10 protein-coding genes and 1 other annotated feature are annotated in these 14,331 nt (G+C 35.0%); of the genes, 7 read left to right on the top strand and 3 right to left on the bottom strand.

The annotated features are described in order from the left end of the window. Window positions 1–121: 121 nt before the first annotated feature. The gene (locus EVI01_RS01005) at window positions 122–547 is read right to left on the bottom strand and encodes a hypothetical protein (RefSeq protein ID WP_010751104.1); all 426 of its coding nucleotides are present in this window, start codon (window positions 545–547) and stop codon (window positions 122–124) included. A gap of 59 nt (window positions 548–606) precedes the next feature. Beyond that, window positions 607–1,350 (bottom strand): C39 family peptidase, encoded by a 744-nt coding sequence (locus tag EVI01_RS01000; protein WP_010751103.1) that lies wholly within the window; start codon window positions 1,348–1,350, stop codon window positions 607–609. Window positions 1,351–1,676: 326 nt separating this feature from the next. Between EVI01_RS01000 and EVI01_RS00995 the strand changes: the two genes are divergently transcribed. The 3 genes from EVI01_RS00995 to EVI01_RS13560 all read left to right on the top strand — a co-directional run bounded on the left by EVI01_RS00995 (window position 1,677) and on the right by EVI01_RS13560 (window position 3,391). Continuing rightward, a complete protein-coding gene (locus tag EVI01_RS00995; RefSeq protein WP_010751102.1) occupies window positions 1,677–1,874 on the top strand; it encodes a hypothetical protein in 198 nt (65 codons plus the stop codon). A 110-nt stretch (window positions 1,875–1,984) separates the two neighbouring features. Then, window positions 1,985–2,473: a hypothetical protein gene (locus EVI01_RS00990; RefSeq protein ID WP_010751101.1), complete on the top strand. Its 489-nt coding sequence runs from the start codon at window positions 1,985–1,987 to the stop codon at window positions 2,471–2,473. A 741-nt stretch (window positions 2,474–3,214) separates the two neighbouring features. Next, a complete protein-coding gene (locus tag EVI01_RS13560; RefSeq protein WP_010751100.1) occupies window positions 3,215–3,391 on the top strand; it encodes a hypothetical protein in 177 nt (58 codons plus the stop codon). Between the two features lie 180 nt (window positions 3,392–3,571). On the opposite strand, the gene EVI01_RS00985 is transcribed toward EVI01_RS13560, so the two are convergent. After that, window positions 3,572–4,168: a nitroreductase family protein gene (locus EVI01_RS00985; protein WP_010751099.1), complete on the bottom strand. Its 597-nt coding sequence runs from the start codon at window positions 4,166–4,168 to the stop codon at window positions 3,572–3,574. 361 nt (window positions 4,169–4,529) lie between these two features. Between EVI01_RS00985 and EVI01_RS00980 the strand changes: the two genes are divergently transcribed. From EVI01_RS00980 to EVI01_RS00960, 4 genes are all read left to right on the top strand, one after another. Then, window positions 4,530–5,996 carry a peptide MFS transporter gene (locus tag EVI01_RS00980; protein ID WP_010751098.1) on the top strand — a complete coding sequence of 489 codons (1,467 nt, stop codon included), beginning with the start codon at window positions 4,530–4,532 and terminating at the stop codon, window positions 5,994–5,996. A gap of 403 nt (window positions 5,997–6,399) precedes the next feature. After that, complete coding sequence (locus EVI01_RS00970) at window positions 6,400–9,933, top strand: PD-(D/E)XK nuclease family protein (protein WP_010751097.1); 3,534 nt, start codon at window positions 6,400–6,402, stop codon at window positions 9,931–9,933. Beyond that, on the top strand, window positions 9,930–13,646 hold the full coding sequence (gene addA, locus EVI01_RS00965; RefSeq protein WP_010751096.1) for a helicase-exonuclease AddAB subunit AddA: 3,717 nt from the start codon (window positions 9,930–9,932) through the stop codon (window positions 13,644–13,646). The genes EVI01_RS00970 and addA overlap by 4 nt, the downstream gene beginning before the upstream one ends. 69 nt (window positions 13,647–13,715) lie before the next feature. Beyond that, window positions 13,716–14,057: a winged helix-turn-helix transcriptional regulator gene (locus EVI01_RS00960; protein WP_010751095.1), complete on the top strand. Its 342-nt coding sequence runs from the start codon at window positions 13,716–13,718 to the stop codon at window positions 14,055–14,057. A gap of 42 nt (window positions 14,058–14,099) precedes the next feature. Beyond that, window positions 14,100–14,305, top strand: a binding site (T-box leader). The last annotated feature ends 26 nt before the right edge of the window (window positions 14,306–14,331 follow it).

Genomic DNA, 14,331 nt, shown 5'->3' with positions numbered 1-14,331 from the left:
TTGGACTTTATTTTGTATGATTTTTATTTATAAGAACATTGTTGTGTCTATTTTACTTATTTTATTTTCTAATAGTTGTAAAATTTTATCCTTAACACATCTGGCATTCATTCCCTAAAAATTACCAGTTACTATAAAGTTTTTCTTTCACGTGAGTCCTTCTTTTTTCTAATTTTTTTATCAAAGCAGAAGGAAGAGAAATCAGTTCAGCGACAGATAAAGCCGAATTGAGAAGTTGGAGTTCTTTTATGGGTTCATCAATGATTTGATAGATTGTTGCTAGACGCTCAATATATTCAAAATGTGTATAACTAGTTTGTGAAATCAGATATTTTAATAAATCGATTGCTTTGGAATAGTCCTTTTCAGAATAGTAAGCTAAAGCTTGTCGATATAGTTTGATTTCTAGTTCATTAAGAGAAAGAGGGCTGTAGCGGTTGGTCCACTCATTTACTGAGACTTTAAATGGAGTGTTTCCTCTGGCATCACGAACGAAAATAATGGGTATTTCATTAGGATCTCTTTTTTTATGAATAAATCTTTCCACCTCTTGCCGTCCTTTCGAATGGTATTTAGCTAGAGTATAAGGTATTTTTTAACTAAATACTAGCTTTTCTCCAAAGTGAGCATTTGCCCGCCCATTGCTGTAAAAATAGCTTCAAAGTCTTTGATTGGTACAGCACGGTCTTTTTTTCCATAAGGGTCATTCACATAGATGGTGTCTTTGTCATAACCCGTGACCACGCAAGCATGAACGAGTGGCGTGACCCTGACTTTTCCGTTATTTGTTTGCCAAGTAAGGAAGTCGTTTTCACTGGGAACTTGGAAGTCTAATGTAACAGAAGTCCATATTGGATGTCCTTTTTGTAAAGCTTTTTTAATATCTTTTAAGGTAGCATCAGTTTTTGATTCCGTATGGTAATCGGTTTTTACGATTTGTTGCGCTAATGAAGCAATCGGGGGGACATAAACGCCCATTGCCCAATCTCCACCAGTAATATCACCAACGAATCCTTCATTAGGATCACCATGCGTGCCGTCTGCATTGAAGACAGGAACATAATTTAACTGTTTAGCCAATTGATTTTTTGATGTCTGATACCCGTAATAAGAGAGTAACATGGATAAAGAAGTAACCTCACACCCATTCTCTAACGCTGGTTCCTCCAATTGGTTTTCTAAAGGCACATCTAGTAATACTTGTTTTTTATCAGTCGAACTTACTTTTTCTCCAGAGGTAATCGTCGTTGACTCTTTATCGTTTCGATCAAATAAATAAGTGAGACTAGAAAAAACAATAAATACTAGAACGCCTAAGAATAGAATTTTTTTACCAACACTTTTTTTCATTTGTTTACTCCTTTTGTCTAGCCTTTTTACTATTATAATGTTTTTTCTTAAAAATAAAATAAAAAATTTATTTTATCATGATAGAATAAACCATTCCGCTTACAAATTGTTTAAAATAAACAAATATTATTTTATGATGGAAAAATCTTTTGCATTCATCGACTATTTTAATTGTGAAAACGAAAACAGTGCGCTATAATGCCAGTAAGGTTCCTGTGAAGAGGAAATGGACTGACATCAATTTTAGTTGGAAAGTATTCAAAAAATGAGAAATCAAGAGATAAGAACCTTTTACAATAAATTTTTTGCAGTTTAGGAGGATTTTGATGACGGAAGAGATGATTAATTTGGGTGAGCAATATTTATGTAAGCCTATTGGGTTTACAAAAACAGTCATGGGAGAAGTTGTTTCAAAAATGACGAATTGTGCCGTAGTCAAAGTTGCTCAATGTGCAATAGAAGACCAAGAATTATTAGAAGAAAAAGCAAGTATGGTTGTAGCGAAATATGATACATTTGAATAAGAAAAAAGATTTTGGACATGCGGTAACGAAATCGATACTGCACGTCCTTTTGCTTTGTAATTTTTATTTCTTTTTCTAACGTTTTAAAAAGGTAAAAGAGGGATAGTGAAATGATCAGTATATTTACTTTGTTATTGTTTCTATTTGTCTTAGTCATGTGTTTATTTTTATGGCTTGTACGAAGAGAAATTGTTTACCGAACCGTAAGAAATCGTTGGGTTTACTTAGTTGTTCCTTTTCTTGCAGTTTTAGTTCTTTGGTTTACTCTTATTAGTCAGCCAACATTGGATGAATTAGCTAAGGGTGTTTTATCAGCGATGATCTTCATTAGTTTTTTAATAGATAGTCGTGGGATGACGGAAGAAGGACTTGTTTTAAATAGTTTTGATATTAAAGGTGTACCTTTTTCTGAAATCAATAAAATTGTATTGTATCAGCCACAAGGTTCTACTGAAATAAAAATGAATTTTTTTCGTAATGGTTGGCGTGGTCCAATGTTAAAATTTTCTGCTTCAATGGAAGAACTAGTAACTTTTTTAGCTCAGCATCTAAATGAAGAGGCAGAGATTGATATTATGATTGATTCGGATCAAGAGTGAACATCATCTGCTTACGGAAATGGGAACCAGTAGTCGTAAATAATGGGCTCTTAGTTTTTTGGACGGATATCCGTGTCATATTATTTAGATATTAAGAAAGAATTTTTGAATATATTTTAAACGTACTAAGATAATAGACCTTCATTTAAACCAATCAATTTCCAATTGATTGGTTATTTTTTACCAAAATTTTCGGTGAATCGCATAAATATAATAGTACTGACACAATAGAAACGTTTCTTTCAGTAAAAATTTTCGTTTTCATAATGGCTGGGCTTCTTTTCTAATCAATGGATTCTAGAAACAAACACCACTTATTTCTAACATTATGAAATAAATATACAATAAGATAAAGTTTTCTTTAGTATAATGTAGAAAAATGTATCTATGAGAAATTAACGATCTTTTTGACGCATTTCTTACAAAAGTGTGCGGCCGATCGTTTTGATTAGTAACTGAATATTGAGGTTTGTACCATCGGCTATATTGATTGTTCACTCTAATGACAATAGTTGCTTGTGTTCTAAAAATGAGAGGGGGAAAGAAGAGATTGGCTTTTCGTTTAATCATTAGTGAGATTATTTTTAAACGGTTTATCCATTCCTTTTATCGGATGATTGTTTAGGAACAAGTTTCTAGTTCGTTAATGATGAATCGTTGCTAAATTGGGAATAACCTATAGCTAAAGGCGAGAAAAATGATAAAATTCTTTTCAAAAATAGATAAGAAAGGAGAGAGGAATTGAAAAAGCAATGGAATGAAATGTATAGTAAAGAAACTGGGGAAGTTAAGATAAAAATAAAAGATATTACCGATAGGGCAGTAGAAAAGGCGATGTCTTCAAGTCAAATTACCAGTAGTAAAGACAAGGGAAAATTGAAACAGCAAACGCAAAGCGATTCAGGAAGAGAGAATTAGTACTCGTTGAATATTTAGAAACAGCGTTCTCAAATGAAAATTAGGAGACCCATTAGGCTGAACAATTCAAATAAAAGAAGAGCAAAGTATAAAACAAAAAAACAAGCCTGATTTTGAAACTAGGTCAAAATCAGGCTTGTTTTTTAAATCTATGAATAGAAATAGTAATGATTTGAGTTGTTAATCAAAGACACGGAAGCGATCTTCATCGTTCATGTATTCTTTTTCTCCAGCAGGTGTTTCTGGTGAACCAAATACTAATTGTGCACGTAATTTCCAGTTTGATGGGATCGACCATTCTTTAGCAACAGCTTCATCAATCACTGGATTGTAATGTTGCAAATTAGCACCTAGTCCTTGTTCTGTTAAGGCTACCCAAGTATTGGCAGTCGCAATTCCGTTTGATTGTTCGGACCAATCTGGAAAGTTATCGGCATATAATGTAAATTGTTCTTGTAGGTTTTTAATGATATCTGTATCTTTAAAGAACAATACAGTGCCATAACCGTTTTTAAAACCCGCTAATTTTTTTTGTGTGTTTGGAAAAGCTTCGGCGGGTGTTAATGGGCGAAGAGCTTCTTCTGTGATTTCCCATAATTTCTCATGAGCATCGCCAAAAAGAATAACTGCTCGAGTGGATTGCGCATTGAAAGCTGTTGGGCTTTCTTTAATTGCTTCTTGGATCAGTGAAGTAAGTTCTTCATTGGATAAAGACACATTGCGTCCCAAGTCATAGATTGAACGGCGTTTTTGTAGCGTTTCAGTAAAAGTTGTCATGTAAAAATCTCCTTTTGTTATAAAATGCATATTTTATGAGTACAAACGAAGTATATCATCTTACAAAAAGTAAGTTAAATAATATGCTCACTAAAAATAAGTTTTTTTGTGAGATTTTAGGGAAATATAGATTTATTTTAACAAGCGTTTCCATTGTTGCTAAATAAGCAATGATAAAAATTGATCGCTCGAATCTATATAATTATTAAATATCTATTTATTTTTTATTATCATTTTCCAATCAAAATTTATTCGTTTTTATAGAAAATAAGTATATATTTCTAAAATAAGTTTTTTAGTTAAATTTTTCAGTGAATATTTATAGTATTTTCTGAAAATTTAAAGAATTGAGGTATAAATTATGGAAAAACAACAAGACAAAGGCTTCTTTGGTCAGCCGAAGGGGTTGTCCACATTGTTCTTTACAGAAATGTGGGAACGATTTAGTTACTACGGTATGCGTGCATTACTTATTTATTACATGTACGACACAGTAACAAATGGAGGACTTGGTTTACCACGTGCGTCTGCACTAGCAATTATGTCAATTTACGGTTCACTAATTTACATGTCTAGTATTATTGGTGGCTGGGTATCTGACCGAGTATTAGGTTCGAAAAGAACAGTTTTCTTTGGTGGTATTTTTATCATGCTCGGGCACATCGTTTTAGCATTGCCTTTTGGTGTCTCTACTTTGTTTATCTCGATGGCATTAATCATCATCGGAACCGCCTTTTTGAAACCAAATGTTTCCGGTATGGTCGGTCATTTGTATTCAAAAACGGATCTAAGACGTGATGCTGGTTTTTCAATTTTTTACATGGGAATTAATTTAGGTGCGATGATCGCACCAATCGTTGTAGGAACAATTGGACAAGAATATAACTATCATTTAGGTTTCTCATTGGCTGCAATTGGTATGTTCTTTGGTCTTTTACAATATGTCATTCAAGGGCGTAAAACTTTGGACGGTGTGGGAACAGTTGCACCTAACCCATTAACACCCGAAGAACGCAAAGGATTTATTCGTAATTTAGTGATTGCCTTGATCGTGATTGCAGCGATCTTCGGTGGAGCACAACTGACAGGCCACTTATCCATTGATTTCTTCATTAATACAATTAGTGTGTTAGGTATTTTGTTACCTTTATACTACTTTGTAAAAATGTTGACATCAAAAGACGTTTCAGCGGAAGAAAAACCAAAAGTATGGGCATATATTCCTTTGTTTATTGCTGCAATCATCTTTTGGTCATTACAAGAACAAGGATCTTCTATTTTAGCTTTGTTTGCAAGTGAACGTACACAATCTACGTTGTTTGGTATGAACATTCCAGCCAGCTGGTATCAGTCATTGAACCCAATCTTTATTTTCGCATTAACACCAGTATTTGTTACATTGTGGACAAGATTAGGCAAACGTCAACCATCAACTGTTGTGAAATTTTCTTTAGGGTTATTATTTGCTGGTCTATCTTTCTTACTATTGATGTTACCTGGCATGCTTTATGGAACAGATGGAAAAGTAAGCCCATTGTGGTTAATTGGAAGTTTCTTTATCGTAGTTATTGCTGAATTATGCTTGTCACCAGTAGGCTTATCCGCAACGACGAAGTTAGCACCTAAAGCTTTTGAATCACAAACAATTGCTATTTGGTTCTTAGCGGATGCCTCTTCTCAAGCCATTAATGCGCAAATCGCACGATTCTATACACCTGGTACTGAATCCACATATTTTGGGGTTGTTGGTATCGTAGCAATCGTTGGAGGAATCGTATTATTTACAATCAAAGAACCAATTAAAAAATTAATGGGTTCTATTCGTTAAAGAGCTTGTGAAAAGGCTGCCCTGCATCAAGCAATAAGAACGAACAGAGAAAAACAGTTTCTCATGTTTTTCCTCTGTTCGAGCTTATTGCCGCAGATGCAAGCCTTTGAACACCGTTTGATAAGAGGTCGTGAAAGTAGCGGTCAGCTCCGAGCAAATAAGAGATACATTTTTAAAATAGCTTTTCATATTTTAGAAATGTATCTCTTATTGTTGAGGAGTTGCTACTTGAACACCGTTTACACATATTTAGAGTGTGAGACAAAAAGTATTCTTTACTTTTTGTCTCACACTCTATTTTTGTATCAAATATAATTGTAAAATTAGAAACAGAAAGAACAAATGTTCAGATTTTTTGGTATAATGAATAAGAAAGTGACTTCAACAGATAAGGAGAGGGAAAATGTCTTTACAATTTATTCTCGGAACCGCTCGAAAAGATCACCAAGCAATGTTGATCGATGAAGCAGTCGATTGGCTTGCAGAAGATAGAAATCATCAAGTATTTTTCCTTGTACCGAACTATAATAAATTTGAACAGGAACAAGAAATATTAGCGCAATTACGTAAAAAAAGTGGAAAATCAGCCTTTAGCACGACAAACGTTCAAGTTTTTAGTTTTTACCGACTTGCTTGGTATTTGCTCCAACAAACAACTTTACTTAGTGGAAATGAGCTGACAGAATCTGGTTCTGCAATGATCTTACGCCAAATACTAGAAAAAAATGAAGAGAACTTAACCATTTTTCGTGGAGAAATTAATAAAAAGGGATTTATCAAGCAATTACAAGAGCTTTACAATGAACTACAGATTGGAAAGATTGCTCCAGAAGATTTAGTTTTTTCACAACCGACTGAATCACCAAAGGAAGAAAATCAACAATTGAAAATGAAGGATTTACAATTGATCTTTACCGCTTTTGAAGAAGAACTCCTTAAAAGAGCATTACAAGTAGAAGACGCGTTGACAATTCTAGCCAATTATATGCAGACGCAAGAGATGTCAGAAGTAAAGTTCATCGTTAGCGGATTTACTCGGGTGAATGCACAAGAATATCAATTGTTGCAAGTCATGATGGAAAAAGGACGTTTAGTTGTTGACTTACTACTAGATCGCCCTTATATTACTGAAATGCCTGAGCTATTGACACTTTTTCATGAAACAGGAAAACTATATTTTCAATTAATTTCTAGCGCAAAAGAACGAAAAATACCCGTTTTTGTTGAAAAGTACGCACCCGCGCATTCCTTGCCATTTGCTCTTCAAAATTTGCAAAAAATGTGGGAAGACACGTCTAGTAATAAAAAAATTAAACCCATAAAATTAGAAGAACAAGAGGCATTGAAGGTATGGGAAGCAGAAAACGCGACAGAAGAAGTGCGCCAGTTGGCTGTTGAAATTAGGCGATTAGTGAGTGAAGAACATTATCGGTATCGTGACATTCAAATTTTAACAAAAGATATGGGATTTTATGGGAATTTGATCCAACCTGTTTTTAAAGAAATGGCGATACCGTATTATATTGATGAAGAGCAGTTAATGGAAAACCATCCATTGATCGAATGGATCAACAGCTTGTTTTCGCTTGACCGTTATGCGTATCGATTAAATGATATCATGCGATTTTTTAAAACCGAATTATTTATTTGTGAAGAAGATCAAACCCTTGATTTAGAAAGTTGGCGAAAGCAAAGAAATCAGTTCCGCACAAAACTAGATATGACAGAAAATGTGGCGCTTGCCTACAACTATCAAGGGACTTATTGGACAAGAGAAAAAGATTGGCAATTTGTTTCTTATGATTTTGAGGCGGAACAGTTAGAAGATGTGCAGCAACTAGAAAATTACTCAAATGAAATCAGACATTTTTTCAAAGAGAAAGTTCCCACATTTTTTGAAGAAATCAAAAGATGTAAAACAGGACAAGAAGGCGCAACTGTTTTTTATCGCTTTTTAATCTCTAGTGGCGTACAGCAACAGTTGCTATTTTGGCGTAACCAAGAAGTTGAACGGGGCAATTTAGCAGCGGCACGAAACCATGAACAAACATGGGGCGCATTGATTGATTTACTTGATGAATATTCTTTGATTTATGGCGATACTGATTTCGATTGGTCGTTGTTTCAAGAAATCATAATGAGTGGACTTGAAAATTTAAGTTATGGTAAGATCCCTACAGCAATTGATCAAGTGCTTATTAACCGATTAGAACTCGTGCGGGCAAATCAAGCAAAAATTACGTTTGCTATCGGATTAAATGATCAGGTATTTCCTGATCGCAAAGAGACAAAAGGTTTGCTAACAAGTGAAGAAAGAGAACAATTAAACACCCGTTTAGCAGATGAAAAATTTTTATTTGACCCAGCAAAAGAGAACCTGACTTTTGAGCCTTTACAAGCTTATCTAGTCTTTTCCTCTGCAACAGAACGACTCTATTTAAGTTATTCGCAAAGCTATGATACGAATACTTTGAAGATGTCTCCTTATTTACGACGTATTCATGATTATTTGGGCGTATCCATCGAAAGGAAAGAACACCTTCTTTTAGAAAGTGACCCAGATTGTCATGTTGGTACGTATCGAAGTGGCATTAACACGATTAATCATATTTACCGCATCGCAAAAGAAGAGAAAAAAAAGATCCCTGTTTATTGGTTGGAACTAAGAGAAAGAATTTTACAATCAAAATGGCGGAACTTTGCTTTAAGAGTTTTTGAAAGCCAAGACCATCTAAATCTACCTGTTTCATTACCACAAAAAATGGCAGAAGAGCTTTATGGAAAAGATATCTATACATCTATTTCTAGGTTAGAAAATTTCTATAATTGCGAATACAAATATTTTGTGCAATTTGGTTTGAAACTGAAAGAGCGGATGGTTTATGGTTTAACACCAGCTGCGACGGGTGACTTCTACCATGAATCATTGGACCGTTTCTTTAAATTATTATTTTCGAATCAGTTGTCTTTAGTGGAAATGTCAGAAAAACAGCGAAAAGAATTCACGGAAAAAGTATTACAAGAGGTATTTGGTGAACTGCGTTTTGAGATTTTGGATAGTTCCGCCCGAATGAATTATATTCGTTATCAATTAGGACAAACGATTCAAAAAGTCGCTTGGGCTTTACAAAAACAAAGTAAAAACACAGGAATGAAACCTTTGCAAACAGAAATATTATTTGGACAAATTGCAGGAGCCAAAGGAATTCCTGGTCTAGAACTACCCCTTAATAATGGTGGAAAATTACATGTTCGGGGGAAAATTGACCGAGTAGATGTCGCAGTTGAACAAGCAGATACTTGGCTTAGCGTAGTAGATTATAAATCAAGCGGGCGTTCATTTGATGTGACCGAAGCCTATTATGGAATGGCGATGCAATTGTTAACTTATCTGGATGTGGCATTGATGGATGCGGTTAGACTGACTGGGAAAGCTGCAGTTCGACCAGCCGGATCGTATTACTTACATGTTCATAATCCGATTTTGACTGATACGAAAGAAATAGAAAAAGAGACATTAAAGAAATTTAGTTATGACGGTATTTTTGTAGATGACCCTCAATTATTGGAAGTGCTGGACCATTCATTGGAAGCTAAAGAAAATTCTTTGATTTATCCTGTGAAAAAGAATGCGAAAGAGGAATATCAAAAAGGGAGTTTTAGTAAAGAAAAATTTTATTCTGAAGAAGAATTGCAGCTATTCATGGCACATAACCGTGCCAATATGCGTTTAGCTGGTGAGAAAATTACTTCTGGAGAAATTAAGTTAAACCCTGCCTATAAAGACAAAGAACGACTTGCTTGTCAATTTTGTCCTTTCAGAAGTATTTGTACGTTTGATGTGATGTTAAAAGAAAATAATTACCATCGACTTGAAAAGTTAAACAAAGAAGAAGCACTGCGAAGAATAATAAAAAGGAGTGAGGAAGAAGAATGACTCAAATTCCTTTAAGACCAGAAAATGAACGATTCACCGACGAACAATGGCAAGCCATATTCGATCAAGGGGACAATTTACTTGTATCAGCATCTGCCGGTTCTGGAAAAACGACCGTGCTTGTCCGTCGTGTCATTGAAAAATTGAAGATGGGGTTCAATATCGATGAACTATTGATTGTTACCTTTACGGAAGCTGCTGCAAAAGAAATGAAGGAGCGTATCCAAGAAGCCTTACAAGAAGCGGTAAATAGCGAAAGCGATCCACTCAATCAACAACATTTTACCAAACAGCTGGTTTTATTACCTAATGCCAATATTTCAACACTCCATGCCTTTTGTCTAACCGTTATTCGGCGTTATTATTATTTAATCGACATTGATCCTGTTTTTCGCATGTTAACTGATGAGACGGAGACAATTTTAATGAAAGAAGACGTATGGGATGAGTTAAGAGAGTCATTTTATGCGGAAAATCGTGAAGAATTTTTCCAATTAACGATGAATTTTTCGAATGATCGCTCAGATGATGGTTTAACAAATCTCGTTTTCTCCCTTTATGAATTTGCTCGTGCTAATCCTGATCCAAACAAATGGTTAGATCAATTAGTGACAAGTTATGATTTAAAAGAAGGAATGGAAAACTCACCATTATATCAAAGCCAACTTCGACCACTTTTACTAGCTGATATGGCACAATGTGTCCGCCTTTACGAAGAAATGATTGCTTTAGCGCAAGAAGATGGTCTTGAAAAAATGTTCGATCAAGTCGCGGAAGAAAAAAAACAAATTCAGCAGATCTATGAAAATTTATTACAAGATCAACTGATTAAAGCTTATGATGGCTTGGAATCTTTAACTTTTTCAACCTTCAAAAGTAGTCGTAAAGCAGAATTAAAAGAACGCTCGGCTGAAGTGAAAAATCTAAGAGATCAAGCAAAAAAAATCATTCAACAAATTGGAAAGAATTACTTTCCTTTGTCTCCTGAACAAATCACAGCATTTACCCAAAAAGCCGCTCCGTTAGTCGAAGAAATGACGAAAATCACGAAACAGTTCATGGCAGGGTTTAGTCAACGAAAAAGAGAAAAAGGCGTATTGGATTTCAATGATTTGGAGCACCTTACTCTGCAAATTTTGACTGAACAAGCAGATGAAGAATGGTTGCCAAGTGAAGCATCAGACCATTATCGTAAGCAATTTAAAGAGGTCATGGTGGATGAATATCAAGATATTAATCAATTACAAGAAGCCATTCTTTATTGGCTTAGAAACCCCAATGATACCAAAGGAAATATGTTTATGGTTGGAGACGTCAAACAATCCATTTATTCTTTTCGGTTAGCTGATCCTAGTTTATTTGTCGAAAAATATGAGGCATTTTCAACGTCTAATGGAGGGCGTCGTATCGTTTTGGCAGAAAATTTCCGATCAAGAAAGGAAGTTTTGAGTTTTACCAATTTAATTTTTCAACAACTCATGGATCCTGTCGTAGGACAGATTTCTTATGATGAGGCAGCACAATTAATTTTAGGTTTTTCTGATTTTCCTGAAAGTAAACAGTTTGAACCCGAATTGTTGATTTATGAAAAAGAAGAAGAACCTACGTTGGATTTACCAATGGATGAAAGCTTAGAAGACAAAACAGAAGGCGAACTTTTTATGACTGCTTTAAAAATCCGTGAATTAATTGATGGGAAATTTATGATTTATGATAAGAAGGCAAAACAAAATCGTCCGGTTGAATATAAAGACATTGTTCTTTTAACACCAACAAAGAAAAATAATTTAACCATACTTGAAATTTTTAAAACACTTGAGATCCCATTAGAAATGAATGATGCACAAAATTATTTCCAATCGACCGAACTACGAACGATGATTTCTTTGTTACAGTTGATCGATAACCCTTATCAAGATATTCCGTTGGCTTCTGTTTTACGCTCGCCAATTGTCGGGTTGATTGAACCAGAACTTGCTCAAATACGTTTAGCGGATCGAACGCATACTTATTATGAAGCTGTTCTTGTGTATCAATTAGAAAATAAGGATGAATTGGCAGATAAATTACGTCATTTCAATGAACAATTGGAAAATTGGCGAGAACTTGCCCGTCGTTCTTCCATTACAGATCTTTTATGGGAAGTCTATTTCCAAACGGGTTATTTGGAATATGTCGCAGGATTACCAGCTGGGGCGCAAAGACAAGCCAATTTGTATGCTTTAGTTGATCGTGCCAAGTCCTATGAACAAAGCTCCTTTAAAGGGTTGTATCAATTCGTGCGTTTTATTGAGAAAATGCAAGAAAAAGACAAAGATTTAGCAGAACCAGTGATCACTTCAGCAGATAATGCAGTACGAGTGATGACAATCCATGCAAGTAAAGGGCTAGAATTTCCCATTGTTTTCTTATTAGATATGACTAAGCAATTCAATTTACAAGATTTAAGAAAACGATATGTGTTTGATGAAAAGACAGGAGCCGGTATTCGTTATATGGAACCTGACACGAGGGTGTTATATGATACGCTCCCTTATCAGGCTATTAAATTAGCGAAACAAAACAAATTATTATCAGAAGAAATGCGTAAATTATACGTGGGTCTCACCAGAGCAGAACAAAAATTATTCATCGTCGGTTCTTATAAAAATAAAGAAGATACGTTGAAAAGTTGGGCAGAAGCTTCTGAACAAACCAACCTTGTTTTAGAGCCAACCACACGCTTAAAAGGAAAAAGCAGCTTGATGAATTGGATCGGCTTTAGCTTGATGCGACACCCACTGATGAAAAATTACAATGAACACACCACTGTTTTTTCTCAACTGAATCACAATGACAGTCGCTTTTCCATTACTTGGATGAATCAACAAACCATGTTAGAAAAGAGACAATTTTTGGCTAATAAAGAAAATTTGGAAGCAGAAAACGTAATGGTTGATCAAACACAATTAGCTGCTTCTTTAAAAGCACGTTTAGACTATCGTTATCCTTTCAAAGAATCGACGCAAACGACCAGTTACCAATCTGTTTCTGAAATCAAGCGATTATTTGAGGACCCAGATGACACGATGGATGCAAAACTTGTCTGGGAAAGCAATGAGACACGAGGATTGAATCGTCAATTTCGTTACACGCAAGAGACGTTAGCACAACCGCGTTTTTTGCAAAAATCACAGAGGGTATCCGCAGCCGCTGTAGGGACAGCCACGCATTACTTATTGCAATTGCTTCCTCTAGAGAGGCCAACGACCGAATCATTGCAAACATTATTAGATGAATTGGTTGAAAAACGTCTGGTAGACTCTAAAGTAGCCAAACAAATAGATTTTTCTGCCATTCTTTGGTTTTTTGAAACAGCATTAGGGAAAGAATTAATCAAGCACAAAGAACTTGTCAAACGAGAGCAACCTTTTTCGATGCTACTACCAGCAAATCAGGTATTTAAAGACTATTCAAATGAAGAAGACGAATTATTAGTCCACGGAATCGTCGATGGCTATATCGAATTTCCAACCCACATTCAATTATATGATTTTAAGACCGATTATATTTTAGATAGTGAAAGCCAAGTAGCGATTGATTCGATTGTACAAAAATATCGTGGTCAATTGAATTTGTATCAGCAAGCTCTATCGGAATCTTTAGAAAAGCCTGTCAGTGATGTTTTTCTTGTTTTGTTACGAGCGAAGAAAATAATAAATCTTAATAAATAATAATGATTGAGCAACTAAGACTTACACTTTGTAAGTAATATGTTATACTCTTAAAAAGAGGTGAGTAAAATGGAGCTAACACAGACAGATTTCGCTCTATGTCCTAAATTTGAAAAAACTTTTTCTGTTTTGGGTAAAAAATGGAATGGATTGATTATCGATGTTTTGCTCGAAAATGGTCCGCAACGCTTTGTTGATCTCGCAGCGAAAATACCGATGGTGAGTGATCGTGTTTTAGTCGAACGATTAAAAGAACTTGAAAAAGAAAAGATTATTACAAGAAATTTTGCTTGTAAAGAGTCGAGTCGTTCAGAGTATATGTTAACTGAAAAAGGTGCAGACTTACAAAAAGCCATGATTCAATTGCAAGTCTGGAGTGAAAAATGGGTAACGGAAGAAGAATGCAGTTGATTTTGTCAATAAAATCTTGTAAACTGGCATTATATAAATAGATAAAGAACGTTGAAGAAAAAGAGTAGTTTGGCTAAACCAGTTCAGGGAGGTCTGTCAGAGACTGTAAGCAGATCCTGTGTTTGAAAAATGAAGTTCACTTTCTGAGTTCGTCTGATCGTTTCAGACCGGCAATTGTCGTTAAAAAAAGTAAGTGTACGGTTTTTAACCGTAAATTAGGATGGTAACGCGAAGACCTCGTTCCTTGATAGGAATGAGGTCTTTTTTGTATTTG

Origin of the sequence: Enterococcus villorum (assembly GCF_007990225.1) — a bacterium.
Lineage (GTDB): Bacteria > Bacillota > Bacilli > Lactobacillales > Enterococcaceae > Enterococcus_B > Enterococcus_B villorum.
This window is presented reverse-complemented; position numbering and strand designations above follow the sequence as displayed.

Excerpts from the sequence above, each read along its gene's own strand:
- EVI01_RS01000 (WP_010751103.1), bottom strand. The coding sequence starts at position 1,350 with ATGAAAAAAAGTGTTGGTAAAAAAATTCTATTCTTAGGCGTTCTAGTA.
- EVI01_RS00995 (WP_010751102.1), top strand. The coding sequence starts at position 1,677 with ATGACGGAAGAGATGATTAATTTGGGTGAGCAATATTTATGTAAGCCT.
- EVI01_RS00990 (WP_010751101.1), top strand. The coding sequence starts at position 1,985 with ATGATCAGTATATTTACTTTGTTATTGTTTCTATTTGTCTTAGTCATG.
- EVI01_RS00985 (WP_010751099.1), bottom strand. The coding sequence starts at position 4,168 with ATGACAACTTTTACTGAAACGCTACAAAAACGCCGTTCAATCTATGAC.
- EVI01_RS00980 (WP_010751098.1), top strand. The coding sequence starts at position 4,530 with ATGGAAAAACAACAAGACAAAGGCTTCTTTGGTCAGCCGAAGGGGTTG.
- EVI01_RS00970 (WP_010751097.1), top strand. The coding sequence starts at position 6,400 with ATGTCTTTACAATTTATTCTCGGAACCGCTCGAAAAGATCACCAAGCA.
- addA (WP_010751096.1), top strand. The coding sequence starts at position 9,930 with ATGACTCAAATTCCTTTAAGACCAGAAAATGAACGATTCACCGACGAA.
- EVI01_RS00960 (WP_010751095.1), top strand. The coding sequence starts at position 13,716 with ATGGAGCTAACACAGACAGATTTCGCTCTATGTCCTAAATTTGAAAAA.